Origin of the sequence: Neisseria sp. HMSC064E01, assembly GCF_001808875.1 — a bacterium.
Classification (GTDB): domain Bacteria; phylum Pseudomonadota; class Gammaproteobacteria; order Burkholderiales; family Neisseriaceae; genus Neisseria; species Neisseria sicca_A.
This window is the reverse complement of record NZ_KV794939.1, coordinates 10,498-36,465: the sequence shown is the minus strand read 5'-3', so window position 1 is coordinate 36,465 and position 25,968 is coordinate 10,498. Positions and strand designations below refer to the sequence as shown.

26 protein-coding genes, 1 tRNA gene and 1 pseudogene are annotated in these 25,968 nt (G+C 50.4%); 12 read left to right on the top strand and 16 right to left on the bottom strand.

Annotated elements, in window-relative coordinates:
* The coding region (locus tag HMPREF2572_RS06860) for a T6SS immunity protein Tli4 family protein (protein WP_246827785.1) at positions 1-311 on the top strand (311 nt) is incomplete at its 5' end.
* Positions 312-702: 391 nt separating this feature from the next.
* Here the strand turns inward: HMPREF2572_RS06860 and HMPREF2572_RS06855 are convergent.
* From HMPREF2572_RS06855 to rsmI, 10 genes are all read right to left on the bottom strand, one after another.
* On the bottom strand, positions 703-1,128 hold the full coding sequence (locus HMPREF2572_RS06855) for a F0F1 ATP synthase subunit epsilon (protein WP_003741652.1): 426 nt from the start codon (positions 1,126-1,128) through the stop codon (positions 703-705).
* A 10-nt stretch (positions 1,129-1,138) separates the two neighbouring features.
* Positions 1,139-2,536, bottom strand: a complete 1,398-nt coding sequence (gene atpD / locus HMPREF2572_RS06850; protein WP_003760432.1) for a F0F1 ATP synthase subunit beta — start codon at positions 2,534-2,536, stop codon at positions 1,139-1,141.
* A gap of 38 nt (positions 2,537-2,574) precedes the next feature.
* Positions 2,575-3,450, bottom strand: coding sequence for a F0F1 ATP synthase subunit gamma (gene atpG, locus HMPREF2572_RS06845; protein WP_003760435.1), 876 nt, complete (start codon positions 3,448-3,450; stop codon positions 2,575-2,577).
* A gap of 24 nt (positions 3,451-3,474) precedes the next feature.
* Positions 3,475-5,022: a F0F1 ATP synthase subunit alpha gene (gene atpA / locus HMPREF2572_RS06840; RefSeq protein ID WP_003760437.1), complete on the bottom strand. Its 1,548-nt coding sequence runs from the start codon at positions 5,020-5,022 to the stop codon at positions 3,475-3,477.
* Positions 5,023-5,032: 10 nt separating this feature from the next.
* Entirely contained in the window at positions 5,033-5,566 is a 534-nt protein-coding gene (locus tag HMPREF2572_RS06835) for a F0F1 ATP synthase subunit delta (RefSeq protein WP_003741657.1), read from the bottom strand.
* A 4-nt stretch (positions 5,567-5,570) separates the two neighbouring features.
* The gene (locus tag HMPREF2572_RS06830; RefSeq protein ID WP_019270018.1) at positions 5,571-6,041 is read right to left on the bottom strand and encodes a F0F1 ATP synthase subunit B; all 471 of its coding nucleotides are present in this window, start codon (positions 6,039-6,041) and stop codon (positions 5,571-5,573) included.
* 71 nt (positions 6,042-6,112) lie between these two features.
* Positions 6,113-6,346 carry a F0F1 ATP synthase subunit C gene (gene atpE / locus HMPREF2572_RS06825; protein WP_003760443.1) on the bottom strand — a complete coding sequence of 78 codons (234 nt, stop codon included), beginning with the start codon at positions 6,344-6,346 and terminating at the stop codon, positions 6,113-6,115.
* A gap of 50 nt (positions 6,347-6,396) precedes the next feature.
* On the bottom strand, positions 6,397-7,263 hold the full coding sequence (gene atpB, locus HMPREF2572_RS06820; RefSeq protein WP_070497172.1) for a F0F1 ATP synthase subunit A: 867 nt from the start codon (positions 7,261-7,263) through the stop codon (positions 6,397-6,399).
* Positions 7,253-7,606, bottom strand: coding sequence for an ATP synthase subunit I (locus HMPREF2572_RS06815; RefSeq protein ID WP_070497397.1), 354 nt, complete (start codon positions 7,604-7,606; stop codon positions 7,253-7,255). Before HMPREF2572_RS06815 ends, atpB begins: the two co-directional genes overlap by 11 nt.
* A gap of 428 nt (positions 7,607-8,034) precedes the next feature.
* Positions 8,035-8,922 (bottom strand): 16S rRNA (cytidine(1402)-2'-O)-methyltransferase, encoded by an 888-nt coding sequence (gene rsmI, locus HMPREF2572_RS06810; protein WP_070497171.1) that lies wholly within the window; start codon positions 8,920-8,922, stop codon positions 8,035-8,037.
* Positions 8,923-8,977: 55 nt separating this feature from the next.
* Between rsmI and HMPREF2572_RS06805 the strand changes: the two genes are divergently transcribed.
* The 7 genes from HMPREF2572_RS06805 to HMPREF2572_RS06775 all read left to right on the top strand — a co-directional run bounded on the left by HMPREF2572_RS06805 (position 8,978) and on the right by HMPREF2572_RS06775 (position 16,351).
* Positions 8,978-9,325 (top strand): YraN family protein, encoded by a 348-nt coding sequence (locus HMPREF2572_RS06805; protein ID WP_070497169.1) that lies wholly within the window; start codon positions 8,978-8,980, stop codon positions 9,323-9,325.
* 4 nt (positions 9,326-9,329) lie between these two features.
* On the top strand, positions 9,330-9,923 hold the full coding sequence (locus HMPREF2572_RS06800; RefSeq protein WP_019270777.1) for a phosphoheptose isomerase: 594 nt from the start codon (positions 9,330-9,332) through the stop codon (positions 9,921-9,923).
* Positions 9,924-9,995: 72 nt separating this feature from the next.
* A complete protein-coding gene (locus tag HMPREF2572_RS06795) occupies positions 9,996-10,607 on the top strand; it encodes a BON domain-containing protein (protein ID WP_070497167.1) in 612 nt (203 codons plus the stop codon).
* 100 nt (positions 10,608-10,707) lie between these two features.
* Positions 10,708-11,313, top strand: coding sequence for a prolipoprotein diacylglyceryl transferase (locus HMPREF2572_RS06790; RefSeq protein WP_070497166.1), 606 nt, complete (start codon positions 10,708-10,710; stop codon positions 11,311-11,313).
* A gap of 177 nt (positions 11,314-11,490) precedes the next feature.
* The gene (gene map, locus HMPREF2572_RS06785; protein ID WP_019270779.1) at positions 11,491-12,270 is read left to right on the top strand and encodes a type I methionyl aminopeptidase; all 780 of its coding nucleotides are present in this window, start codon (positions 11,491-11,493) and stop codon (positions 12,268-12,270) included.
* Between the two features lie 586 nt (positions 12,271-12,856).
* On the top strand, positions 12,857-13,150 hold the full coding sequence (locus tag HMPREF2572_RS06780) for a helix-turn-helix domain-containing protein (protein WP_003744960.1): 294 nt from the start codon (positions 12,857-12,859) through the stop codon (positions 13,148-13,150).
* Between the two features lie 135 nt (positions 13,151-13,285).
* Entirely contained in the window at positions 13,286-16,351 is a 3,066-nt protein-coding gene (locus HMPREF2572_RS06775) for a valine--tRNA ligase (protein WP_070497164.1), read from the top strand.
* Positions 16,352-16,433: 82 nt separating this feature from the next.
* Here the strand turns inward: HMPREF2572_RS06775 and HMPREF2572_RS06770 are convergent, their stop codons facing one another.
* The 3 genes from HMPREF2572_RS06770 to HMPREF2572_RS06760 all read right to left on the bottom strand — a co-directional run bounded on the left by HMPREF2572_RS06770 (position 16,434) and on the right by HMPREF2572_RS06760 (position 18,820).
* The gene (locus HMPREF2572_RS06770) at positions 16,434-17,072 is read right to left on the bottom strand and encodes a YcxB family protein (RefSeq protein ID WP_070497162.1); all 639 of its coding nucleotides are present in this window, start codon (positions 17,070-17,072) and stop codon (positions 16,434-16,436) included.
* 315 nt (positions 17,073-17,387) lie between these two features.
* Positions 17,388-18,137, bottom strand: a complete 750-nt coding sequence (locus tag HMPREF2572_RS06765) for a HesA/MoeB/ThiF family protein (RefSeq protein ID WP_070497160.1) — start codon at positions 18,135-18,137, stop codon at positions 17,388-17,390.
* A 206-nt stretch (positions 18,138-18,343) separates the two neighbouring features.
* Complete coding sequence (locus HMPREF2572_RS06760; protein ID WP_003760475.1) at positions 18,344-18,820, bottom strand: cyclic pyranopterin monophosphate synthase MoaC; 477 nt, start codon at positions 18,818-18,820, stop codon at positions 18,344-18,346.
* 261 nt (positions 18,821-19,081) lie between these two features.
* On the opposite strand from HMPREF2572_RS06760, the gene ppc reads away from it, so the two are divergent.
* From ppc to HMPREF2572_RS06740, 4 genes are all read left to right on the top strand, one after another.
* A complete protein-coding gene (ppc, locus tag HMPREF2572_RS06755) occupies positions 19,082-21,784 on the top strand; it encodes a phosphoenolpyruvate carboxylase (RefSeq protein WP_003760477.1) in 2,703 nt (900 codons plus the stop codon).
* A gap of 270 nt (positions 21,785-22,054) precedes the next feature.
* The gene (locus tag HMPREF2572_RS06750; RefSeq protein WP_070497158.1) at positions 22,055-22,438 is read left to right on the top strand and encodes a hypothetical protein; all 384 of its coding nucleotides are present in this window, start codon (positions 22,055-22,057) and stop codon (positions 22,436-22,438) included.
* An 80-nt stretch (positions 22,439-22,518) separates the two neighbouring features.
* On the top strand, positions 22,519-22,872 hold the full coding sequence (locus HMPREF2572_RS06745; RefSeq protein ID WP_036493158.1) for a hypothetical protein: 354 nt from the start codon (positions 22,519-22,521) through the stop codon (positions 22,870-22,872).
* A gap of 37 nt (positions 22,873-22,909) precedes the next feature.
* Positions 22,910-24,256, top strand: coding sequence for a chloride channel protein (locus HMPREF2572_RS06740; RefSeq protein ID WP_070497156.1), 1,347 nt, complete (start codon positions 22,910-22,912; stop codon positions 24,254-24,256).
* Between the two features lie 263 nt (positions 24,257-24,519).
* On the opposite strand, the gene HMPREF2572_RS06735 is transcribed toward HMPREF2572_RS06740, so the two are convergent.
* The 3 genes and pseudogenes from HMPREF2572_RS06735 to HMPREF2572_RS06725 form a co-directional block, all read right to left on the bottom strand.
* A tRNA-Met gene (locus HMPREF2572_RS06735) sits at positions 24,520-24,596 on the bottom strand.
* A 234-nt stretch (positions 24,597-24,830) separates the two neighbouring features.
* Entirely contained in the window at positions 24,831-25,385 is a 555-nt protein-coding gene (locus tag HMPREF2572_RS06730) for a hypothetical protein (protein ID WP_070497154.1), read from the bottom strand.
* Positions 25,386-25,485: 100 nt separating this feature from the next.
* A pseudogene (locus HMPREF2572_RS06725) lies at positions 25,486-25,641 on the bottom strand (cell division protein FtsX); the annotation flags it as partial.
* Positions 25,642-25,968: the final 327 nt, after the last annotated feature.

The following is a 25,968-nucleotide window of genomic DNA, read 5'->3' as shown; positions in this document are numbered from 1 at the left end:
GCGATGTGTTGAAAGCAGGCGAAGCGACACTGCTGAAACGTAAGGTAAATCTGGGGAAAGGCGCAATGGTTAAAGCGCTAACCCGCACCATCCGCCAAGGCAAACGCACCATCAACGGTATGTCGGGTGAGGAAAAACTGGTGAAATGGGGCGGCAACAAATATATGTTCTTTTGGGAGCGCGACGGCGGTGATCCGCGCATCATGATGCAGTTCGGTACGGAGAAAAAAGACGGAACGAAGCGCAGCGAAGCCGAAGTGCTGGCAATTTGGGATACGGTTTTGCCGACTTTGAAACCTGTGAAGCAATAGGAAGACAAAAGGTCGTCTGAAAACGTAGCTTCCATGGCATTAAACCTTGAACATAGTTTTCAGACGAGCTGCTTCTATCTTTCCCTTGATCATCGATCATCATGTTTACAAACAACAAGCCACTATCAAATACAATTTTCAGACGACCTTAAGACATAATATAGTGGATTAGATTTAAATCAGGACAAAGCAATAAGGTCGCAGACAGTATGAAGCCCAATTCATTAGGTACTTTGACCTTGATAAGTGTTCCCTTTGAGCTACGGCAAGGTAAGGCTGTACTGGTTTAAATTTAATCCACTATAACTCTAACCAATCATCCATACGCTCAGCCAATCCCAAAAATAAAAAAGCACGGTAATCAACCGTGCTTTTTGTAAAGCAAAACTGCTTATTTGTTTTTGTGCGAACGAAGATAATCCAAGGTTTTGAGCTGGGCAATCGCTGCGGCCAAGGCTTTGTGTGCTTCAGCCAGCGATTTATCGTCTTTCGCTTGAGAAATGCCGGTTTCCGCCGCTTTCTTGGCAGCTTCCGCGCGCTCGCGATCCATCTCGGAACTGCGTACGGCAACATCCGCCAACACAGTAAGTTGGTTGGGCTGCACTTCCAGAACCCCGCCGGAAACGGCAACAAGCACTTCTTCGGCTTCGCCGGGCACGGTCAAACGCAATGCACCAGGACGTACCAAACTCATAATCGGCTCGTGTCGCGGATAAATACCGAGCTCACCTTGAACAGTCGGAACCACTACAAAACTGGCTTCGCCTGAATAGATGTTCTGCTCGCTACTTACCACTTCAACTCGCATGATGCTCATGCCGACCTCCTTAGTTTAAGGTTTTCGCTTTCTCGACCGCTTCTTCGATACCGCCTACCATGTAGAAAGCTTGTTCAGGCAGATGGTCGTATTCACCGTTCAAGATAGCTTTAAAGCCGGCAATGGTGTCACGCAGCGATACATATTTGCCGGGAGAGCCGGTAAATACTTCGGCAACGTGGAACGGTTGCGACAGGAAGCGTTGGATCTTACGCGCGCGCATCACGGTCAGTTTATCTTCGTCTGACAATTCGTCCATACCCAGAATGGCAATAATATCGCGCAATTCTTTGTATTTTTGCAGAGTAGATTGTACGCCGCGGGCTACGTCATAGTGCTCTTGACCCAATACCATCGGATCCAGTTGGCGTGAAGTAGAGTCAAGCGGGTCAACTGCAGGGTAAATACCCAAAGATGCAATGTCACGGCTCAATACGACGGTAGCGTCCAAGTGGGCAAATGTTGTTGCAGGAGACGGGTCAGTCAAGTCATCCGCAGGTACATATACGGCTTGGATGGAAGTAATGGAACCTGTTTGGGTAGAGGTAATACGCTCTTGCAGACGACCCATTTCTTCAGCCAATGTCGGTTGGTAACCTACTGCTGAAGGCATACGACCGAGCAATGCAGATACTTCTGTACCAGCCAGAGTGTAACGGTAAATGTTGTCCACGAAGAACAATACGTCGCGACCTTTGCCGCTTTCGTCTTTTTCATCACGGAAGTATTCGGCCATAGTCAAACCGGTCAAGGCTACACGCAGACGGTTACCCGGAGGTTCGTTCATCTGACCGTAAACCATCGCCACTTTGTCCAATACGTTGGAATCTTTCATCTCGTGGTAGAAGTCGTTACCTTCACGGGTACGTTCCCCCACACCGGCGAACACGGACAAACCGCTATGCGCTTTGGCGATGTTGTTAATCAATTCCATCATGTTGACGGTTTTACCTACGCCGGCACCACCGAACAGACCTACTTTACCGCCTTTGGCAAACGGACACAGCAAGTCAATCACTTTAATGCCGGTTTCCAGCAGCTCAGTAGTCGCAGACAGTTCATCAAATTTCGGAGCTGTCTGATGGATGGCACGGTGTTTGTCGGTATCAATCGGACCTGCTTCATCAACAGGCGTACCCAATACATCGACAATACGTCCCAAAGTACCTTTACCTACCGGTACTGTAATCGGCGCACCTGTATTGCTTACAGTCATGCCGCGTTTCAAACCATCCGAACTACCCATTGCAATAGTACGAACTACGCCGTCACCCAGAAGCTGTTGCACTTCCAAAGTCAGGCCGTTTGCATCCAATTTCAGGGCGTCGTAAACACGCGGAATGGCATCACGCGGAAACTCCACGTCAACTACCGCACCAATAATTTGTACGATTTTGCCTTGGCTCATTATCGTATCCTAATTTCCTGTTCAGGTTTCAGACGACATTAAACTGCCGCCGCACCTGCTACAATTTCTGACAATTCCGTGGTAATCGCAGCTTGACGCGATTTGTTATATACCAAACGCAACTCTTTAATGGCATTGCCTGCATTGTCGGTGGCCGCTTTCATTGCCACCATACGCGCAGCTTGCTCAGATGCCATATTGTCACTCAATGCTTGGTAAACCACAGACTCTAAATAGCGGCGAACCAGATATTCCAACACAGCGACAGGACTTGGCTCATAACGGTATTCCCAACTGAATGAAGAATAACTCTCCTCGTCTTCTATCACATTTTCGCCGATAGGCAGCAGAACCTCCAACCGTGGTTCTTGACGCATGGTATTCACAAAACATGAATACACCAGATGTATCTTATCTAACTCATGCTTCTCGTAACGTTGGAAGATTTCAGTCAATGGACCAAGCAGCAATTCCATTTTTGGGGTATCACCCAAATTAATCGCACTGGCAATAACGTTCAAACCGATGTTTTGACAAGCTGCCAAACCTTTACTACCTAAACAGACGACATCAACTTCAATGCCTTGTTCTTGGTACTCTTGGACTTGCGCTAAGAATTTCTTCAAAACATTCGCGTTCAAACCACCGCAAAGACCTTTATCAGAGGTGATTAAAATAAAACCTACCCGACGTGTTTCACGATGAGGTGCCAATAATTTAATACCGTGATCTTCATGGGTTCGCGCCAAATGACTCATAACTGTCCGTACTTTTTCGGCATACGGACGCGCCAAGCGCATCCGTTCCTGAGTCTTCCGCATTTTAGAGGTTGACACCATCTGCATCGCTTTAGTGATCTTTTGGGTATTTTGAACACTACGGATTTTGGTGAGAATCTCTTTTCCGACTGCCATTTCAGACTCCTTTCATTTCAGCTCTTAGGCTTGGTAAGCATAAGAAGATTTGAAAGAATTCATGGCTTCGGTCAATGCTTTTTCGCTTTCATCGGACATCGCACCTGATGCGTTGATTGCTTCTAAAACACCAGGATGCTGAGTGCGTACAAAGCTCAAAAATTCTGCTTCGAAGGCCAATGCCTTGGATACCGGTACATCTTCGTAAGAACCATTATTAATGGCCCACAAGGTCAAAGCCATTTCAGCTGTATCCAAAGTGCTGAATTGTTTTTGCTTCATCAATTCAGTAACCACTTCACCGTGTTGCAGCTGTTTGCGTGTAGCTTCATCCAAATCGGAAGCAAATTGCGAGAAGGCTGCCAACTCACGATATTGGGCAAGTGCCAAACGGATACCGCCACCCAGTTTTTTAATTACTTTGGTTTGCGCAGCACCACCTACGCGCGATACCGAAATACCGGCATTAATCGCGGGACGGATACCAGCGTTAAACAAGTCGGTTTCCAAGAAAATTTGACCGTCGGTAATCGAAATCACGTTTGTCGGTACGAATGCAGATACGTCACCGGCTTGGGTTTCAATAATCGGCAATGCAGTCAAAGAGCCTGTTTTACCCTTCACTTCGCCATTAGTCAGTTTTTCAACTTCGTGTTCATTTACACGGGCAGCACGTTCCAACAAGCGGGAGTGCAGATAGAAAACGTCGCCAGGATATGCTTCGCGACCGGGAGGACGGCGCAGCAACAGGGAAATTTGACGGTAAGCAACAGCTTGTTTGGACAAGTCATCATATACAATCAATGCGTCTTCACCGCGGTCGCGGAAGAACTCGCCCATAGTACAACCTGCATAAGGTGCGATATATTGCAGAGCCGCAGCTTCAGAAGCGGTCGCAGCAACCACAATCGTGTGTTCCATTGCACCATGCTCTTCCAATTTGCGTACTACGTTAGCAATAGAAGACGCTTTTTGACCGATTGCAACATAAATACAGATAACGCCTGTACCTTTTTGGTTAACAATAGCATCCAATGCTACGGCTGTTTTACCTGTTTGACGGTCACCAATGATCAGCTCACGTTGACCGCGACCAATCGGAACCATTGAGTCAATGGCCTTCAGACCAGTTTGCATAGGCTGGTCAACCGATTTACGGGCAATCACACCTGGTGCAATTTTTTCGATAGGTGCAGTAGAAGATGTGTTGATCGGACCTTTGCCATCAATCGGACGACCCAGTGCATCTACAACGCGACCAACCAATTCACGACCGACAGGTACTTCCAAAATACGGCCGGTACAAGTAACTGTGTCGCCTTCTTTAATATGTTCGTATTCACCCAACACTACGGCGCCGACGGAGTCACGCTCCAAGTTCATCGCCAAACCGAAAGTGTTACCTGGGAATTCGAGCATCTCACCTTGCATTGCGTCTGACAAGCCATGAATACGAACAATACCGTCTGTTACAGAAATAACGGTACCACGGGTACGCACTTCTGTATTTCCAGACAGATTTTCAATTTTAGCTTTAATCAAATCGCTAATTTCAGCAGGATTAAGCTGCATGAAGACTCTCCTAATTTGTCATAGTCGCATACAGGGCATTCAATTTACCCTGCACCGACAAATCCAAGACCTGGTCACCCACTTCAACTTTGACACCGCCAATCAACTCAGGCGCAACTTCAGTTGTAATCTGCAACTTACTGTCAAAGCGTTTTTTCAATATTTCAGCCAACTCAGCCAATTGATCTTCAGTCAATGGATAAGCGCTGTAAATTACAGCGGACTTAGTATGATTGAATGACAAGGTTAAAGCTTGATATTGAGCATAGACTTCAGGCAATACGGGCAAACGTTTTTGCTCTGCCAGAACAGTAATGAAATTTTTCAATTCATCACTTTTTAACTCAACGAGTTCTGCAAGCACATTTACCTTTTCAGAAGTATTTGTTTCAGGTCGCTCAATCAAAGAAATAACTTTCTCATTTTGAACAACCGCGGCTAATTCTTCCAGTCCGCCCAACCAAGACTCAATTTGGTTTTTTTCCTGCGCCAGATTGAATAATGCTTTCGCATAAGGTCTGGCAATCGTTGCGAACTCAGCCATAAGATTACAGCTCCTGTTTTAAAGCACTGAGCAACTGCGCATGTTTGGAAGTATCAACTTCACTACGCAAAATAGACTCGGCACCTTTAACCGCCAACGCAGCAACTTGTTCACGCAAAACTTCGCGTGCACGATTCATTTCTTGCTGCGCATCAGCTTTAGCTTGTGCTGTAATCCGCACCGCCTCGACAGAAGCTTGTTCTTTTGCTTCTTCTACGATTTTAGCGGCACGTTTTTCGGCGTTAGCTACCATTTCGGAAACTTGGTTACGCCCTTCAGCCAAGAGTTCTGCAACTTTCTTCTCTGCCTGTTCAAAATCGCTCTTACCGCGCTCGGCAGCAGCCAAGCCTTCGGCAATTTTTGCGGCACGCTCATCTAATGCTTTTGCGATCGGCGGCCACACAAATTTCATGGTAAACCAAACCAAACCGAAAAAGACGATGATTTGAGCGAATAAGGTTGCATTAATATTCACGTTAGTTAACCTTCGTACTAGTGTTAATCAAACAGACCAAAGTCTGTACCTAGACGGAACACGCCGTTTGATTATGCACCAAATGGTTTAACGAAGGCGAACAACAGCGCAATAGCCACACCAATCAGGAATGCAGCATCAATCAGACCAGCGATCAGGAACAATTTAGTTTGCAGTGGACCAATCAATTCAGGTTGACGCGCAGAAGACTCCAAATATTTGGAACCTACCATTGCGATACCGATAGAGGCACCCAATGCACCCAATGCTACGATCAAACCACATGCAATTGCTACCAAACCCATTTTTTACTCCTTGAGGAAACAAAGAAAGTTAATGAAAAACTACCTAATAATTAATGTGCATCATGAGCTTGTCCGATATAGACAAACGCCAAGGCCATAAAGATAAATGCCTGCAGGGTAATCACCAAAATATGGAAAATTGCCCATGCCAATCCGGCAAGGATGTGGAAACCAAACAGAATCGGATCCAACACTTCAACGCTTCCAGATGATGCCCAAGCACCACCCAGCAAAGCAATCAGTAGGAACACCAGCTCGCCGGCATACATATTACCGAACAACCGCATACCGTGAGAAACTGTTTTAGAAAGGAATTCAACAAGATTCAAAAGAAAGTTGGCAGGAGCGAGTTTGGCGCCAAACGGAGCGCTGAACAACTCATGAATCCAACCACGGATACCTTTGATTTTGATATTGTAATAAATACAAATCACCAAGACACCGATAGCTAACGCCAACGTGGTATTCAAATCTGCGGTCGGTACAATACGCAACAATGCATGATGATTACCGGTAATGTTTTGCCACAGCCACGGGAACAAATCCACCGGCAGCATATCCATGGCATTCATCAGGAAAATCCATACAAACAGGGTCAAGCCCAACGGAGCAATGGCTTTTCGGGATTGTTCGTTGTGAATAATGCTTTTACACATATCATCCACAAATTCAAACAAAATCTCGACAGCAGCCTGAAAACGACCGGGTACACCTGCTGTTGCCTTCTTGGCTCCACGCAAAAGTAGGAAACTGCCGATTACGCCCAACAATACAGAGAAAAATATTGCATCGATATTAATAAAAGAAAAATCAGCAATATTGTCCAAGCCCTGTCCTTTAGCTACATCGGAAAGGCTGGTTAAACTTTGCAAGTGGTGCGTGATGTAATCAGTAGCAGTAATTTTGTCACCTGCCATAATGCTTCACTCTCAACGATACTAAAAAAACCAAATGGCTGACACCGAGCAATCCGAACAAGAACGGAAAGAATATCAAAGACTGATGCCAAACCATAAATACGGCAAGCATCATCACCAGCGACAGCACTACTTTTAAAACTTCCCCAATAATGAAAGCCTTACCATGATACAAAGGATTACGTTTGGAAAGTTTTAAAAGTAAAACTGCGAAAGCGGAAGGGACAAGGTAGGAAAACCCACCTGCAACAGCAGACCAAAATCCTGCCAAACCTGAAAATGCGGCGCTAATCAGCGCAACTGCTGTCAAAACCAGAATTTGTAAGATGAGAATCTGCTTCATAAAAACGGGAAATCCCGACAGTAATGCGAGGCTAAATATAATCAAGAAGCCTATGTACGTCAAGCAATATGTTAATCTTTGTGAGTCTATATCTGACTTCACCTTAACGTAAGGCAAAGAATTCACATTATATCACGCATTACATACAATTACAGACATTGGTCGGCTGAATTGTCGATATTTCCATCTTAATTTTAAAAGAAGGTTATCTGAATGTTTCAGACGACCTTCACCATCAAGCTTTATGAAAGTTTCTTATTGATTTTGCTTAAAATAAAACAAGGCAAGTTAGCAAACATCCGGGCAATGAAATTAAGAAATCTAAATCTTCTTTGCTCAAAAGTCCGTGACTCAGCGCATGACCGATGTCAATATGAATCATGGCTCAACAACTGCCCTTCCCTCTTGTTTCAGACGACCTCCTACTCTCAAACGTCGTCTGAAACCCGTTTCCACTCCAACGCCGAGTCGTACAAGGCTTTTTTGCCTTCTCCGGTAATTTTGGCGGCAAGTTCGGCGGCCTGTTTGGTGGGCAGTTCGGCGGCGAGGATTTTCATAACGTTTTGCGCGGCATCGGGCAAGGTATCGTGTTTTTCACGAAGCGCGGGATGGAGGATGAGTACCATTTCGCCGCGTGTCTGATTGCCGTCGTTTTTCAGGGTCGTCTGAATTTCAGTAACCGTGCCACTGACGAAGGTTTCGAAGGTTTTGGTGATTTCTCGGGCGAGGGTAAGGCTGCGCTCTGGGAACAGTGCTGCCATGTCGGCGAGGGTGGCTTCGATGCGGTGCGGGGTTTCAAACATCACAACGGGGAAATCAGCCTGCGCCCATTTGGCAAGCAGCTTCTGCCGTTCGCCGGATTTCGGCGGCAAAAAACCGTTGAAGTAGAAATTGGGCTCGGTAACGCCTGCAACGCTCAACGCCCCCATGACTGCGCTTGCGCCGACAACGGGAACAACTTTAAACCCTGCCTCGCGCACGCGGCGGGCGAGTTTCGCACCGGGATCGCAGACGGCGGGCGTACCTGCGTCGGAAACTTGTGCGACAGTGAGGTCGTCTGAAAGATGGTTGATGATTTTGTCCGCCATCTGCTGTTCGTTATGCTCGCGCACGCTGACGAGTTTTCCCTGTATGCCGTATGCACTCAGAAGCTGTGCGGTAACGCGCGTATCTTCGGCGCAGATAATATCGGCTTTTTGCAGGACGGCGAGCGCGCGCAGGGTGATGTCCGCCAAATTGCCGATGGGCGTGGCGACAACGTATAATGTCCGTTTTTCAATACTGTCGGCGGCTTTTTGAAGGTGTTTTTGAAACATGGCTTTATCAGGTCGTCTGAAAACAATATAACGATATTATACGGGGTAAACTTCCATGCGTCTGAACCACAAACAAGGGGCGGCGGGCGAAGATAGCGCGCTGGCGTTTCTTCTTTCGCAAGGCTGCAAACTCGTGGCGCGTAACTGGCACTGCGCTTACGGCGAAATCGATTTGATTGTCAAAAACGGTAACATGATTCTGTTTGTTGAAGTAAAATACCGCAAAAATCAGGGTTTCGGCGGTGCCGCATACAGTATTTCGCCGTCTAAGTTATTGAAACTGCAACGGTCTGCGGAGTATTATCTGCAACAAAACGGCATGACGGATACCGCGTGCCGCATCGATGCGGTACTGATAGAAGGAAACCGCCCACCCGAATGGATAAAGAATATTACAGGTTGACGATATGACGACTTTACAAGAGCGCGTTGCCGCCCATTTCGCCGAAAGCATCCTTGCCAAGCAGGAAGCCGAAAAAGTGTTGGTCGAGCCGACCGCTCAAGCGGCGGAACTGATGCTGCAATGCCTGATGAACGACGGCAAAATCTTAGCCTGCGGTAACGGCGGTTCGGCTGCCGACGCGCAGCACTTCGCCGCCGAAATGACCGGACGCTTTGAAAAAGAGCGCATGGAACTTGCCGCCGTCGCGCTGACGACGGACACTTCCGCGCTGACCGCCATCGGCAACGACTACGGTTTTGACCATGTGTTCAGCAAGCAAGTGCGCGCGCTCGGACGCGCCGGTGACGTTTTGGTCGGCATCTCTACCTCCGGCAATTCCGCCAACGTTATCGAAGCCATCAAAGCGGCACACGAACGCGATATGCACGTCATCGCCATGACCGGCCGCGACGGCGGTAAAATCGCCGCCATGCTCAAAGACACCGACGTACTGCTCAACGTCCCCTACCCGCGCACCGCCCGTATTCAGGAAAACCATATCCTGTTGATACACGCCATGTGCGATTGCATCGACTCCATGTTGCTTGAAGGAATGTAAGCCTTTTTTCAGACGACCTCTTTTAAAGGTCGTCTGAAACATATCCGCCGAACTCATCATCAAGGAAAAAATATGAACATCAAACGCCATACCGCACCCGTTCTGACCGCCCTCCTCCTCAGCCTGACACTCAGCGGCTGTGTCGGCGTACTCCTCGGCGGCGCGGCAGTCGGCACCAAATCCGCCGTCGACCGCCGCACCACAGGCGCGCAAACCGACGACAACGTAATGGCAGTGCGCGTCGAAACCACTGCCCGCTCCTACCTGCGCCAAAACAACCAAGTGCAGGGTTATACCCCCAAACTCAACGTCGTCGGCTACAACCGCCACCTGCTGCTGCTCGGACAAGTCGCCACTGAAGGCGAAAAACAATTCGTCGAACAAATCGCCCGCGCCGAACAAGCCGCCGAAGGCGTGTACAACTACATCACCGTCGCCCCCCAAGGACGCACCTTCGGCGACGTAACCAACGACACATGGGGCACATCCAAAGTCCGCACCGCCCTTTTGGGCCTCAAACCCACCACGCAGGCGCGCGTCAAAATCGTGACCTACGGCAACGTGACTTATGTGATGGGCATCCTGACGCCTGAAGAACAAGAAAAAGTTACCCAACGCGTCAGCACCACCGTGGGCGTACAAAAAGTCGTTACCCTGTATCAAAACTACACCCAGCAGCCATAGGATTGTTCCTTGACTGAGAGGTCGTCTGAAACCCAATTTTGTTTCAGACGACCTATTACGATACAATCCGCCCGATTGATTTCATTTTTACCGATTTATCATGTCCAAAACCCCTAAATCCTCATTTCAACTCAAACCCAAACATTTAATCAGAGCCTTTTTCGGCGTCTGCATCATTGCTGTTGCCGCCTTGGTCATCGGCGTCATCAGCACCATCAAGAGCCACGACACCCAAGAACGCGAAGCCATTAAAAACAAACCCGTTCCCAAAGACACCCCTGTCGAAGTCTGGCGCCCCATCGGCGCTCCCGAAGAGGACAGAACCAAGCCTGCCGCCAAAGCCGAGCTTGACGACGACGAAAAAACCGACTCCCGCAATCCCGTCATCCCGCCTAAAAACAAATCAAACGGCAAAAACAGCAACACCACCCCGACCGAGGACGAAGCCTCAGAAGATAAACCCGCCAATAACAAAGCAAACGCCAAACCTGCTGTAACCGAAACGCCCGATACCGAAGAAAAAACGCCGCGCAGCAAACCCGCCGCAACAGGTAACAGACGTACGCCGTCGGAACAACCGACTGAATCCAAACCTGCGGCAAAACCCGAACAACGCCAACCCGAAGCAGCCAAGCCGGCACCTAAGCCGACTCCGAAGCCTAAGGCTCCTTCCAAATCCAAAGAAGTCATCGACAATCTATTCTAGTGCGGACTGGCGTTCGGCTTTAATCTGAACTTCCGGCATCAGTCGCGAATCCAAAAAAGCCGAAACGTCCGCACGCCTCGTTGCAGTGTGCCAAAAGCAAGCTGCCGACTCATCCCCTTCCCTTTCAGACGACCTTTGTGCCGCAAAAAGGTCGTCTGAAACCATCAAGGAAACAACATGAACGAAATCATCATCAAGACTCCCGAAGAAATCGAGAAAATGCGCGAACTGGGCAAGCTCGTCGCCGAAGCCCTCGACTACATCGGACAATTCGTCAAACCCGGCGTAACCACCAACGAAATCGACAAACTCGTTTACGACTACCACGTCAACGTCCAAGGCGGCTATCCCGCCCCCCTGCACTACGGCAACCCGCCCTACCCCAAATCCTGCTGCACCTCCGTCAACCACGTCATCTGCCACGGCATTCCCGACGACAAGCCGCTCAAAGAAGGCGACATCATCAACATCGACCTGACCATCAAAAAAGACGGTTTCCACGGCGACTCCAGCCGTATGTTTACCGTCGGCAAAGTCTCCCCCATCGCCCAACGCCTGATCGACATCACCCACGAATCCATGATGGCGGGCATCGCTGCCGTCAAACCCGGCGCAACCTTAGGCGACATCGGCTACGCCTGCCAACAAGTTGCCGAAAACGCAGGCTATTCCGTCGTACAGGAATTTTGCGGCCACGGCATCGGACGCGGTTTCCACGAAGCCCCGCAAGTCCTGCACTACGGCCGAAAAGGACAAGGCGTCGTCCTGAAGCCCGGCATGATTTTCACCATCGAGCCGATGATCAACCAAGGCAAACGCCACCTGCGCATCTTAAACGACGGCTGGACGGTCGTGACCAAAGACCGCTCTCTCTCCGCCCAATGGGAACATGAAGTTTTAGTGACAGAAACCGGCTACGAGATCCTGACCGTCAGCCCGGCTACCGGCAAACCCTAATCTGTCAAACCATCTCGCTTTCAAAGCAAAAAAGGTTGTCTGAAACGCAAACAAGGTTTTCAGACGACCTTTTTCAATTATCCCTACCCAAACTCAAAATAGCAGAATCATGCTTCTGCACCATCCTCAGCCAAATCAATCATTATCAAAACCGATTTTCGACTATCCAATTCAAGTCTAAACATCGGACTGCAATATAGACATATCCTCTCATCGCCACTGCACTTTCTCCATAATTTCATGCAAAACAATTATGTATTATAAATAATGTCAAACGCAACATTCCCGTATCGACTGTTTATTTATGTAAAATATTATTCGCACTAAATTACTATCTTATTGTTTTAAATGTTTTTTCTTCTATAAAATATTTAACTTGGAAATATTTAGCCAATTTATGAAGAATTCTACAAAACTTCTTTCGAATATACTGTCTAACAATTCAGTATAGATAGTTTTTTATGTCGCAATTAATGATTTCCTCTGTAAGGAACCTTGCTACTGAAAACTAATTTGCGCCCCTTCCCAATGTGAAGAAGCAGATTCTTGCTTATCAACAAACAATACAGAAGAAAAAGGAATTTTCATGAAGTCGTTTGAGAAAATTGACAACATCCGCGATATCCGCAAAAAACTCGGTTTGAACCAAATGGACTTTTGGAGCCGTATCGGCGTAACCCAATCCGGTGGTTCACGTTACGAATCCGGCCGCAATATGCCCAAACCTGTACGCGAGCTGCTGCGCTTGGTACACATCGAACGCGTTGACTTGGCAAAAGTAAACCGCGACGATTTGGCGATTGCCTCCCTGCTGAAAAACCGCGACCCTGAGTTGTACGCTTCCCTGAAAAAAGAAGCCAAATCCGACAAAGGCAAATAAGCCCGTTTCGATTTGTTTCAAAAAGGTCGTCTGAAACGATATTCCGTTTCAGACGACCTTTTTGCGCTATAATCCGCAATTATTTTTTAAACAGACGTTTGCCCGCAAACCCTTTTACAGACAGCATTTTTTACCATGTTAGACAAATACAATCCCGCCGAAATCGAATCCAAACACTATCAAAACTGGGAAACCCAAGGTTATTTCCAGCCCGATATGGATTTGACCAAACCGTCTTTTTCCATCCAACTGCCGCCGCCCAACGTAACCGGTACGCTGCACATGGGTCATGCCTTCAACCAAACCATTATGGACGGTCTGACCCGCTACTACCGCATGAAAGGCTGCAACACCGCCTGGATTCCCGGCACCGACCACGCGGGCATCGCCACGCAGATTGTGGTCGAACGCCAGCTTGCCGCGCAAAACGTATCCCGTCATGATTTGGGTCGTGAAAAATTCTTGGAAAAAGTGTGGGAATGGAAAGAAGTTTCCGGCGGCACGATTACGCAGCAGATGCGCCGCGTGGGCTGTTCTGCCGACTGGACGCGCGAGTATTTCACGATGGACGACGTGCGTGCCGAAACCGTGACCGAAGTGTTTGTGCGCCTGTATGAGCAAGGCTTGATTTACCGCGGTAAACGCTTGGTGAACTGGGATCCCGTGCTTGGTACAGCAGTATCGGATTTGGAAGTGGAAAGTGTGGAAGAACAAGGCTCTATGTGGCACATCCGCTATCCGCTGGCGGACAATCCCGCCGAAGCCGTTATCGTGGCGACCACCCGTCCTGAAACGCTGCTGGGCGACGTGGCCGTAGCCGTCAATCCTGAAGATGAACGTTATACCCACTTAATCGGCAAAGAATTAATCCTGCCACTGACCGGCCGTACCATCCCCGTGATTGCCGACGAATACGTTGAAAAAGACTTCGGCACAGGCTGCGTGAAAATCACGCCTGCGCACGACTTCAACGACTACGAAGTCGGCAAACGCCACGACACGCGCTTGGTTAATGTGTTCGACTTGGAAGCCAAAGTGCTGGCAAACGCCGAAGTGTTCAACTTCAAAGGCGAAGCGCAACAAGGCTTTGCCCTGCCTGAAAAATACGCGGGTTTGGATCGTTTTACCGCGCGCAAACAAATGGTTGCCGATTTGCAGGAACAAGGCTTGTTGGTCGAAATCAAAGCGCACACGCTGATGACACCGAAAGGCGACCGCACAGGTTCGGTAATTGAACCGATGCTGACCAGCCAATGGTTTGTCGCCATGTCCGCCACACCGAACGGTGGCGAACCTGACAGCGAATTCAAAGGCTTAAGCCTCGCCGACAAAGCCAAAAAAGCCGTCGACAGCGGCGCGGTGCGCTTTATCCCTGAAAACTGGGTCAACACCTACAACCAATGGATGAACAACATCCAAGACTGGTGTATCTCGCGCCAACTGTGGTGGGGCCATCAAATCCCCGCGTGGTACGACAAGCGAGGCAATCATTATGTTGCAAGATCAGAAGAACAAGTTTATTGGAAAGTATTTCAAGAAACTTTTGAGGAAGCATATAAATTAGCTCAGAAGGAAGAAAAAAAATTACCTAATGATTTGCTTGCTTTTTATAAGAGATTTCTTGATTTTATGCAGAAAGTTGAAAAATATGACCGCGATCCTAATGCTCCTAAACACCCAATCAAAGTGCTGCAACGACATTATTGGGAACGCAAGAATGCAATTACCAAAGAATTTGAAGCAATCAAAGCTGAACTAAATAAGTCAGGTATTTCCCTCACGCGCGACGAAGACGTACTCGACACCTGGTTCTCCTCCGCACTCGTACCCTTTTCCACGTTCGGCTGGCCGTCTGAAACCGACGAACTCAAAGCCTTCCTGCCGTCCAACGTCTTGGTAACCGGCTACGAAATCATCTTCTTCTGGGTGGCGCGCATGATTATGATGACCACCCACTTCACCGGCAAAGTACCGTTTAAAGACGTGTATATCCACGGTATCGTGCGCGACCACGAAGGCAAGAAAATGTCCAAATCCGAAGGCAACGTCATCGATCCTGTCGATTTGATTGACGGCATCGACTTGGACAAGCTGCTGGTGAAACGTACCACCGGCCTGCGCAAACCCGAACCCGCGCCGAAAGTGGAAGAAGCCACGAAAAAACTCTTCCCCGAGGGTATCCCCAGCATGGGCGCGGACGCATTGCGCTTCACCATGGCGAGCTACGCCAGCCTCGGTCGCAGCGTGAACTTCGACTTCAAGCGTGCCGAAGGCTACCGCAACTTCTGCAATAAATTGTGGAACGCTACCAACTTCGTGTTGATGAACACCGAAGATAAAGACTGCGGTCAAGACGAAATGCAGCCGTTGGCGTTTACCTTCGCCGACCAATGGATTATCGGCAAACTGCAACAAGCCGAAGCCGCCGTTGCCGAAGCCTTTGAAACCTACCGCTTCGACCTTGCCGCGCAAACGCTGTACGAATTTGTGTGGAACGAATATTGCGACTGGTACATCGAGCTGGCAAAAGTGCAAATCCAAACCGGCTGCCCGACAACCCAGCGCACCACACGCCGCACCCTCGTGCGCGTACTCGAAACCATCCTGCGCCTGCTGCACCCAATCATGCCTTTCATTACCGAAGAGCTGTGGCAGGTCGTTGCGCCTCTGGCGAATGCCAAAACCGCCGACAGCATCATGTTGGCCGCCTATCCGCAAGCCGATAAAGAACAAATCGTTCAGACGGCCTTCGATAAAATGGCCGCATTGAAAGACTTAGTGGAAGAAGTACGCAAACTGCGCGGCGAAATGGGTATCGCGCCAAACGTCAAAGCACCGCTCTTTGTCGAAGGCAGCGCAGAACTCGAAGGCCTGCTCAAATACCTGCCGTCGCTGACCCGACTGACCGAAGCTAAGCTGGTGGACAACCTGCCCGAAGCGGAAGACTCCCCCGTCGCCGTCTGCAACGGCGCACGCCTGATGCTGAAAGTCGAAATCGACAAAGCCGCCGAAACCGCCCGCTTGAGCAAAGAAGCCGAAAAGCTGCAAAAAGCCTTGGACAAACTCAATGCCAAACTCTCCAAACCCGGCTACACCGAAAAAGCCCCCGCGCATCTAGTGGAAAAAGACAAAGCCGATTTGGCGGAATTGGAAGACAAAATGGCGAAAGTGCAAAATCAGTTGGCGAAGTTGAAAGATTAAATCAGCCCTGTATTTGAAGAAAGAAGGCTACCTGAAAACCAAAAATGGTCTTTCAGGTAGCCTTTGTTTCATTTGGATTTACCTACTCTGCTGCAGCCTTCAACTCCATAGCACGGGTATAAAACGCGTGGGCATCCATTCCCGCCTCTGCAAAAGCGGCAATCGGAATAAAATAGACGATGTTACGGTCGATATAAAACAACAGGAATGCTTGGTCTTCGATGATACGTTCCACGCCTGCCCAATGATGGAAATGCCTGCTGCGCCCTGCCTCCTCCTGAGTAAGGCCTTCGGCTGAAAGGATGACGGAGAAACGTCGCCCATCCAGAGGATGGCCGACTATGCGGGTAAAGCTGCGATATGTCCAACGCTGCTCGAAATACGTTACCATGGTGGTGGCATAGATGAGACCCGCCATTATCCATAGGGAGCTGCCGTCGTCCCCAGCTTTATACAGACAGTACTCCAAACTGTCAGTTTGCGAATCGGCAAACAGATAGCAGTTTTGAATATAGGTATTGTTGATGCCGTTAAGTAACCAACAAGCAAAGACGAATAGACTACCCCACACCAGCAGGAATGCAGCCGAACCAAACCAATATTTGCGCCGCCAAGCAGGCTCTATATAACGCAAAAGCCGCCTTCCCACATAGCGTCTGTCTTGATCGGTAGGAGAGAAGGATATTTGCAGGTGTTCAGTTTGCTGGAGGTCTGTGTCCATAGCGTATCCCAAGATTGCTGGTTATTCAGGCAACCCCATTTTATGTGAAATAAGCCGCGTGGGGCAGTTTTATCGATGCAAAACCGACCTTTCCTAAGGCTTAAACCTTCTTGAAAAGGTCGTCTGAAACTTGGTTTCCGTATCTTTTATCACTTTTATAGTGGATTAACTTTAAACCAGTACGGCGCTGCCTCGCCTTGCCGTACTATCTGGATTTTGGGGAATTTTGCAAAGGTCTCTATCTGTACTATCTGCGGCTTCGTCGCCTTGTCCTGATTTAAATTTAATCCACTATAGCGAACTATCCCACTACGGTCAGTGCGGTTTGCCGCATACGCCGCAATCGGGATTTTTATGGACGCGGAATGTCTGCCATTTGGCAGTGAGTGCGTTGTAAGTCGTCAGTTTGCCGTGTGCCGGTTCGCCTGCGCCGGTGAGGATTTTGAGGGCTTCGGCAGCTTGGGTGGCACCGATGATGCCGACCAGCGGGGAAAACACGCCGAACAGGGCACAGGCGCCATCGTCGGCGGTGTCGCCGTCAAACAGGCAGGCGTAGCAAGGGCTGTCGGGCAAGTCAGGGCGGTACACGGCGATTTGTCCTTCGAAGCGGACGGCAGCGCCGGAAACCAGCGGGGTACGGGTAGCGACGGCGGCGCGGTTGATGGCTTGGCGGGTGGGATAGTTGTCGGTGCAGTCGAGGACGATGTCGGCGGTGTGCATGAGTTCGATCAGGCGGGCTTCGTCCAGCTTTTCGGCCAGGGCGGTAATGTCGCACGCGCTGTTGACGGCTTTCAGACGACCTGCCATGACTTGCGCTTTGGCTTGTCCGATGTCGGCTTCGGTAAAGGCAGTTTGGCGTTGGAGGTTGGTGTCGTCTATGGTGTCGTGGTCGGCGATGATGAGTTTGCCGACGCCTGATGCGGCAAGATACGGGAGGGCTGCTGCACCCAGTCCGCCGCAGCCGACGACGAGGACGCGGGCGGCAAGGATTTTTTCCTGCCCTTCGATACCGATTTCGTCGAGAAGGATGTGGCGGCTGTAACGGAGCAGTTGGTGGTCGTTCATGATGGGTCGTCTGAATGTTGTATCGCGGATGGAAGGGCAAAACGGAGCGGGTTTCTCGGTATTGTCACGACTGGGCAACCACCTGCTAGAAGCAAGACGGGCAACGCCGTCCCGACGTTTGCCCCCTGTTGTATCTATCCGTATGCCTCATGCCAAAGGTCGTCTGAAACCTCAAACCGGTTTTCAGACGACCTTTTTTTGTTCAATCAGAATTCGATGTTTTCGTAGGCATCGTCGAATACGAACGGGCCGCGTTCGCCGCCGCTTTCGGATTCGAGGTGGATGCGGGTCATCATCATGGACTGGTCGACTTCTTTCATCATGTCGTAAATGGATATGAGGGCGATGTTGACGCCGGTGACGGCTTCGGTCGTGATGCTTTTGCCGACTTCAGAGGAAACGGTTACGGTGGCTTTGACGTAGGCGAGTTCGACATCGACATCGAAATCGACGCGGACGTGTTGCAGGGGGAGTGGCTGGTAAAGCGGAACAAGCAGTCCGACCTGCTTGATGCCTTGGACGGCGGCGATACGGGCGACGTTGAGGATGCCTGCGTTTTGGGTGGCGTTTTCCGCCAAAACTTTGATGGCGGAGGTGCTCATGTTGATGGAGCCGCTTGCTACGGCGGTGCGGACGGTGGGTTGGCGTTTGTCGTTTTCGCGTACGGAATTGAAGTTAAACATACTGTGCCTGCGTGAAAATAGGATTTTATGTCGTAGTATTTTACGGGATTTCTGCGCTTCGGACTATGCTGCGGATACGAACGGCAGAATAATCGGACTGAAATGCACGGACGGCTTTGTTAAGGAATTAACGGCTTGGCTTGCGCGGATGCGGGTTACATCAAGTTTCGGTGTTTTGCAACACCTTTCCGATGGCGGTTTCAGACGACCTGCTATACAATGTTTTACGTTTGTTTTTAAGATAAATAAAGAGAGAAAATCATGCAACTGCATATCCTGAACAATCCCAAAGACGCGGCTCTGGCGGCGGACGCGGAATTTTTGAAACAATCTTTGTACAAACTCCTGCACGAAGAAGCCTCGCCGTTGGTGGTGGAAACGGTCAAACTGTTGTCCACTTCGGACGACAGCGCGGCTTTGATTGAGAAGGTTTTGCCGCAACTGGACGAACAACAAACCCACGACCTTACGCTTGCCTGCGGCCTGTTTGCGCAGATTCTGAATATCGCCGAAGACGTACACCACGAACGCCGCCGCCAAATCCACGAAGAGGCGGGACACGGCGGCGCGGAAGGCAGCTTGGCGGAAACGGTACGCAAACTCAAAGCGGCGAAAATCGGCGGCAAGGCGGTTCAAAAACAATTAAATACGACCAATGTTACCGCCGTTTTGACCGCGCACCCTACCGAAGTGCAACGCCAAACCGTGTTGAATTTCAACCGCCGCATCCGCGCCCTCCTGCCCCGCCGCGAACGCTGCACCCATGCCGACGCGCTGGCGGAATTGCGTCGCGAAATCGACACTATCTTATTGGGTTTGTGGCAAACCAGCGAAACGCGCCACCACAAACTCAGCGTCAACGATGAAATCAACAACGGCGTATCCATCTTCCCGATGAGCTTTTTCGAGGCGCTGCCCAAACTCTACCGCAGCATGGAACGCGAGTTTCAGACGACCTATCCTGATGTTGACGTGCCCGACATCTTAAAAATCGGCGGCTGGATAGGCGGCGACCGCGACGGCAATCCGTTTGTCTCCGCCGAAACCTTGCGTTTCGCTTTCCGCCGCCATGCCGACGCGGTGTTCCGCTTTTACCGCGGCGAACTCGACAAACTCTACCGTGAGCTACCTCTTTCCGTCCGCCGCGTCAAAGTCAACGACGACGTAATGGCGTTGTCCGACGAATCGCCCGACGAAGAAATCGCCCGCACCGAAGAGCCGTACCGCCGCGCCATCGCCTACATCATGGCGCGCGTCATGGGCAAAGCCCGCTCGCTCGGCTTGGGTATGGGCTGCAAATTCGGCTTTATGATGCCTTACGCCTCCGCACAAGAGTTTTCAGACGACCTCCACAAGCTGCAACGCTCCCTGCGCGACAACGGCAGCGCGCTTTTGGGCGAAGGCAGGCTCGCCGACCTGATCCGCTCCGTGTCCGTGTTCGGCTTCCACATGATGCCGCTCGACTTGCGCCAACACGCGGAAAAACACGCCGATGTCGTCGCCGAACTCTTCAAACACGCCGGTTTGGAAGACTACGGCAGCCTTTCCGAAACGGAAAAACAAACCGTCCTGCTGCGCGAGCTGAAACACCAGCGGCCGCTGTCCAGCCCGTTCATCACTTACAGCGAACACACCCGCCGCGAAATGGCGATTTTCAACGAAGCGCGCAACATCAAAGACGAATTCGGTGAAAACGCCGTTACCCAAAGCATCATCTCCAACTGCGAACAACCCAGCGACCTGCTCGCCCTCGCGCTGCTGCTCAAAGAAAGCGGTCTGTTGACGGTTGAAAACGGCAAACCGCAAAGCCGCATCAACATCGTCCCCCTCTTCGAAACCATCGAAGCCCTCGAAAACGCCTGCCCCGTCATGGAAACCATGTTCAGCAACGAATGGTATCGCGACCTGCTGCAAAGTCGCGACAACATTCAGGAAATCATGCTCGGCTATTCCGATTCCAACAAAGACGGCGGCTACGTTACCAGCTCTTGGTGCCTCTATCAGGCGGAATTGGGCTTGGTCGAACTCTTCAAAAAATACGATGTCCGTATGCGCCTCTTCCACGGCCGCGGCGGCAGCGTCGGCCGCGGCGGCGGCCCATCCTACCAAGCCATCCTCGCCCAACCGGCGGGCAGCGTGGCCGGACAAATCCGCATTACCGAGCAAGGCGAAGTCATCACCGCCAAATACGCCGACCCCGGAAACGCCGTGCGCAACCTCGAAACCCTCGTTGCCGCCACGCTCGAAGCCAGCCTGCTGCCCGATCAAAAAGACCCCGAACCCGCGCTCATGCAGGCATTGTCGGACGTATCGTTCAAATACTACCGCGAGCTGATTACCCACCCCGACTTCATCGACTATTTCCTGCAAACCAGCCCCATACAGGAAATCGCCACCCTCAACCTCGGCAGCCGTCCCGCCAGCCGCAAAACCTTGGCGCGGATTCAGGACTTGCGCGCGATACCGTGGGTGTTCTCATGGATGCAAAACCGCCTCATGCTGCCCGCGTGGTACGGCTTCGGCAGCGCGGTGGAAAGCCTGTGCGAAGGCAAACCCGAAACCCTCGCCGCCCTGCGGGAACACGCGCAGCACAACCCATTCTTCCAAGCCATGCTCTCCAATATGGAACAAGTCATGGCGAAAACCGACATCACCCTCGCCGAAAACTACGCCGGCTTGAGCGAATCGCCCGAAAAAGCCGCCGTCATCTTCGGCATGATTAAGGAAGAATACCAACGCAGCCGCAAAGCCCTGCTCGACCTTTTGCAAACCGACGAACTCTTGCGCGACAACCGCAGCCTCGCACGTTCGCTCGCCCTGCGGATTCCGTACCTGAACGCGCTCAACGGCCTGCAAGTCGCTATGCTCAAACGCCTGCGCAAAGACCCGCACGACCCGCACACCCTCCTGATGGTGCACCTGACCATCAACGGCGTGGCACAAGGTTTGCGCAATACAGGTTAAGGCAGTACGAAAAAAGGTCGTCTGAAAACCGTTTCAGACGACCTTTAGACCAAGCGCAAAACCGTAGCGCGGGCTTTACCCGCGAAAGCCCAGACTGTTCTGCTGCATCACTGTGTTTACTGGAGTATTCAGCCGCTTCAGCGTTGTGGATAAGCGGCGTACTGACACACCTTAGCGCGGTATTGCCCCATATCGCCGCACCATAAACTTTCAGACGACCACGAGGTCGTCTGAAAAACAAAAACAGCTTACGTCAAGGGAGCCATCATTATGTCTGACATTGTCTTTATATTGTTATTCGGCAGGCTTCAACCCCACAGGACAACCGACTCATCCGACACATCCATCTCCTTTTGGCATTCGGCGACAGGCTCGGCTTTGATTTATTTATGCATACGCATAGTGACAATCATCGTTCATGATTCGATTTCCAAAGCCATTGACAGCCTACCTCTCATTCTGTTTCAAACCATCTGCATGTTCGGCTGCTTGCTTTTGTATTTCAAAATGCTGCGTACCACGTCCAACCCGAAACGCCGCCGGTTTATCTATTGGGGACTGGGCATTCTTTCAGGTATAGCCTTAACCCTACTGACCGAAAAATTGTTTTATTTGGCGAACTTATTTATTATGCATTCACCAACGGGGAAATAGGCTGAATGCCGCCTCCTCTTTTTTCAGACGACCTCGAGGTCGTCTGAAAAACAAAAAATCTTACTCACAAGGCAATAATCATGTTAGACATTATATTCATATTAACATTCGGCAGACTTCAAGCCTCGGGAACACTAGACTTTCCCGACAAGCTCTATCCCATCTGGAAATGGGCGGTAGGCGCGGGCGTGCTTTATGCTGTGATAATGACACTGATAGGCTACGTTTTTTACTCATTCTTCTCTCCCTTCAGCTTGTTACTGACTGCCGCCGTGTCATCTGCCTGGTTCGCACTCTATTTCAAACTGCTGCGCGCCACCACTGACAAACCTACGCAGCACCGATCTATTTACTGGGGTGTCGGCATCGCTTCGGCATTTTTACTACCCTTCGCTCTAGGCTTTCTTAACGCATTGGTGCCCCTTCCGCAATAACCCTTTTCAGACGACCTTTTCCACACTTCCGCATACCATGCCGACCAAACCGCCCGCCTACCACATCACGCACAAAATCCGCCAAACCCGCCGCATTTCGCGTAAAAGCATCGCTTTTCTGTTCTTGCTGGCAGGTTCGGCGCTTGTCGCGCTGACCGCCCTCCTGTTTGCCTGGATGGCAGATTTCGCGTTGGAAATGAATGCGGAGCTGGTGCAAAAATATCCCTGGTTTGCCTGGGTCGCCCTACCCTTAGGGCTGCCGCTCATCGTCTGGATTACCCGCCGTTTCGCCCCCTACACCTCCGGCAGCGGCATCCCGCAAGTGCTCGCCAGTCTTGCCCTGCCCTACGGTGCCAACAAAACCCGCCTGATCCGCTTGCGTGAAACCCTCCTTAAAATCCCGCTGACTTTCCTTGCCATGTTTGCAGGCGCGTCCGTCGGGCGTGAAGGACCGTCCGTCCAAGTCGGCGCGGCAGTCATGGGCGCGTGGGGCGCATGGTGTAAAAAACACGGCTTCGCCTTTCGCGGCATGCAGGAAAACGACCTCATCGCCGCAGGCGCGGCAGGCGGGCTTGCTGCCGCGTTCAACGCCCCGCTTGCAGGCGTGATTTTTGCCATCGAAGAACTCGGGCGCGAAGTCATGCTGCGTTGGGAGCGGCAAATTCTGCTCGGCGTCCTCGCCGCCGGTTTCATCCAAGTCGCCATCCAAGGCAACAACCCCTATTTCTCAGGCTTCAGCGGCGGTGCGCTCGACAATATGCTCGTCTGGGTATTGGGCTGCGGACTCGCGTGCGGCATCGCAGGCGGACTGTTCGGACGCACCCTGTATCTCGGCGCCACCGCCTTCGCCCCCGCCAAATGGCGCGAACACATCCGCCGCCACCCCCTGATTACCGCCGCCCTCATCGGCATCCTGCTCGCCGCCATCGGCTCACTTTACCAAGGCAAAACCTACGGCACCGGCTACCACGAAGCCGCCCAAGCCCTGCGCGGCATCCACGAAGCCCCCGCCGGACTCGCCGTCGCCAAATGGTTCTCCACCGTCCTAAGCTACTGGGCAGGCACACCCGGCGGCATCTTCACCCCCTCCCTGACCATAGGCGCAGTCTTGGGCGAACGCATCGCCGTCCTCACCGGACTTACCCAAGGCACCCACGTCCTCGTCCTCCTCTGCATGGCAGCCTTCCTCGCCGGCGCCACCCAATCCCCGCTCACCTCCGCCGTCGTCGTAATGGAAATGACCGGCGGACAAAACCTCCTCTTCTGGCTGCTCATCGCCTGCATCTTCGCCTCACAAGTCTCCCGCCAATTCTCCCCCCGCCCCTTCTACCACGCCGCAGGCACACGCTTCAAACGGCAGGTGGAACAAAGCGGACAGAAGTGAAGCCCGATATTACCGATGCGGGAATGTGTAGAAAAAGGTCGTCTGAAATGTTTAGCGATTCGTGGGCATAGCCCACGCTACGAAGGCTATTGGCAACACAAAAAAACAACCGTAGCGTGGGTTCTACCCACGATGATGATTAATACAAAGACGAAGGTCGTCTGAAAACCCGAAAATCCGGTTTTCAGACGACCTTTTGAGGATAGGGATTCGAACCATAAAGCCAAGAAAAAACCCTCGGCAGAACCGAGGGCTTGAAAATTTGGTTGCGGGAGCAGGATTCGAACCTACGACCTTCGGGTTATGAGCCCGACGAGCTACCATGCTGCTCCATCCCGCGTCAGAAAGTAGAACTATACAGATACTTCAAAAAACTGTCAAGCTATTTGTCGCCCAATTTGAGCAATTCATTAACCATTCAAATTCGCAACGGTAAAATCAATTCCAACAACCTTATGATTTTAAAAAGCTCAAACCAAAATTCGACCCATCAACGTTACTCAAAACCCCATCGTAAACCGTCCAATCTCAAAAAGCCTTTAAACATGATTGCAAGCGGTTTTTGGGCTTTTCACTATTGATAAAAAGATCCTCTCATCACACCTAATGGATTGTAAAACACACTGAAATAGAGATCTTCAAAGATATCCTGATCGTTTGAGTTTTGCTGATACTGCCCAAGCCCTATTAAGCCGACAGCCCATATCAGACAAATCATGATTGCCAACCTGACAATCAGGCGCTGTTTGTGCGGCATAAGGCTACATAACCAATCCGCACATAGAAGCATACCTGACATCACCCAAACCACGTACCCCCAACCAAATACACCAGGCAAAATAAATATCGACCCCGGTATCATCAGGATTAACATTAAACAGGGTAACCAAGGTAAGGTCTCTTTCTCATCATTCAATCTGAAATATAAAACAATAAAAATTACATTAGCAAATGTAGGCCAGCTTGCCGGATGCCAAAAAACAATCAAACCTGTCATCCATATTTCTAAACCCAGCGCTCCTTTTACGGCAGGCAAGCACAAGGATAAGAAGAACAGCATTATCGCCATCCTTCTTAAGGATTTTCTTAAACCTATGTGATAGTCGAGTGGCAGTAGCTTGCCCGGCATATTATTTCCTTACACGATAAACGGCAGCCAATCAAATGTCGTCTGAAACCTAGTTTTAGAGTTTCAGACGACCTTTTGCCTTTGCTTCAATCCAATGTTTTTATTTCTTGGCTCTAAAGCCCAACAGATGTTGCGTGGTGGCAAGCCATGCGCCGAAGACACCTAAGGCGATGACGAAGCCGAATACCAGCGAAACTTCGCTGAAATGGAAGAAACGCCAGCCGATATTGAGTCCGTAGGGTTTGAAGATGGCATCTGACAACGACAGACTCTTGAAAAAACTGTCAAGCACTTTATCGTTACACTTCAGTAAAACATTACCCAATCAAAATCCATACGACAAAATAAGTTATAGCACTATGATGATTTTAAAGAGTTTAAATCAAAAATCGACCCATCAACGTTACTCAAAACCCCATCGTAAACCGTCCAATCTCAAAGAGTCTTTAAAGATGGTTACAACCGGATTTGGCTTTTCACTGTTGATACAAAGCTTATAGATGACCTAACGGATTGTAAAACACACTAAAATGATCTCCAAAGGCACCCTTATCGTTTGAGTTTTGCTGATACTGCCCAAGCC

Coding starts and splice junctions, on each gene's coding strand:
- HMPREF2572_RS06855 (WP_003741652.1), bottom strand. CDS start 1,128: ATGAGCATCATGCGAGTTGAAGTGGTAAGTAGCGAGCAGAACATCTAT.
- atpD (WP_003760432.1), bottom strand. CDS start 2,536: ATGAGCCAAGGCAAAATCGTACAAATTATTGGTGCGGTAGTTGACGTG.
- atpG (WP_003760435.1), bottom strand. CDS start 3,450: ATGGCAGTCGGAAAAGAGATTCTCACCAAAATCCGTAGTGTTCAAAAT.
- atpA (WP_003760437.1), bottom strand. CDS start 5,022: ATGCAGCTTAATCCTGCTGAAATTAGCGATTTGATTAAAGCTAAAATT.
- HMPREF2572_RS06835 (WP_003741657.1), bottom strand. CDS start 5,566: ATGGCTGAGTTCGCAACGATTGCCAGACCTTATGCGAAAGCATTATTC.
- atpE (WP_003760443.1), bottom strand. CDS start 6,346: ATGGGTTTGGTAGCAATTGCATGTGGTTTGATCGTAGCATTGGGTGCA.
- atpB (WP_070497172.1), bottom strand. CDS start 7,263: ATGGCAGGTGACAAAATTACTGCTACTGATTACATCACGCACCACTTG.
- HMPREF2572_RS06815 (WP_070497397.1), bottom strand. CDS start 7,606: ATGAAGCAGATTCTCATCTTACAAATTCTGGTTTTGACAGCAGTTGCG.
- rsmI (WP_070497171.1), bottom strand. CDS start 8,922: ATGTTTCAAAAACACCTTCAAAAAGCCGCCGACAGTATTGAAAAACGG.
- HMPREF2572_RS06805 (WP_070497169.1), top strand. CDS start 8,978: ATGCGTCTGAACCACAAACAAGGGGCGGCGGGCGAAGATAGCGCGCTG.
- HMPREF2572_RS06800 (WP_019270777.1), top strand. CDS start 9,330: ATGACGACTTTACAAGAGCGCGTTGCCGCCCATTTCGCCGAAAGCATC.
- HMPREF2572_RS06795 (WP_070497167.1), top strand. CDS start 9,996: ATGAACATCAAACGCCATACCGCACCCGTTCTGACCGCCCTCCTCCTC.
- HMPREF2572_RS06790 (WP_070497166.1), top strand. CDS start 10,708: ATGTCCAAAACCCCTAAATCCTCATTTCAACTCAAACCCAAACATTTA.
- map (WP_019270779.1), top strand. CDS start 11,491: ATGAACGAAATCATCATCAAGACTCCCGAAGAAATCGAGAAAATGCGC.
- HMPREF2572_RS06780 (WP_003744960.1), top strand. CDS start 12,857: ATGAAGTCGTTTGAGAAAATTGACAACATCCGCGATATCCGCAAAAAA.
- HMPREF2572_RS06775 (WP_070497164.1), top strand. CDS start 13,286: ATGTTAGACAAATACAATCCCGCCGAAATCGAATCCAAACACTATCAA.
- HMPREF2572_RS06770 (WP_070497162.1), bottom strand. CDS start 17,072: ATGGACACAGACCTCCAGCAAACTGAACACCTGCAAATATCCTTCTCT.
- HMPREF2572_RS06765 (WP_070497160.1), bottom strand. CDS start 18,137: ATGAACGACCACCAACTGCTCCGTTACAGCCGCCACATCCTTCTCGAC.
- HMPREF2572_RS06760 (WP_003760475.1), bottom strand. CDS start 18,820: ATGTTTAACTTCAATTCCGTACGCGAAAACGACAAACGCCAACCCACC.
- ppc (WP_003760477.1), top strand. CDS start 19,082: ATGCAACTGCATATCCTGAACAATCCCAAAGACGCGGCTCTGGCGGCG.
- HMPREF2572_RS06750 (WP_070497158.1), top strand. CDS start 22,055: ATGTCTGACATTGTCTTTATATTGTTATTCGGCAGGCTTCAACCCCAC.
- HMPREF2572_RS06745 (WP_036493158.1), top strand. CDS start 22,519: ATGTTAGACATTATATTCATATTAACATTCGGCAGACTTCAAGCCTCG.
- HMPREF2572_RS06740 (WP_070497156.1), top strand. CDS start 22,910: ATGCCGACCAAACCGCCCGCCTACCACATCACGCACAAAATCCGCCAA.
- HMPREF2572_RS06730 (WP_070497154.1), bottom strand. CDS start 25,385: ATGCCGGGCAAGCTACTGCCACTCGACTATCACATAGGTTTAAGAAAA.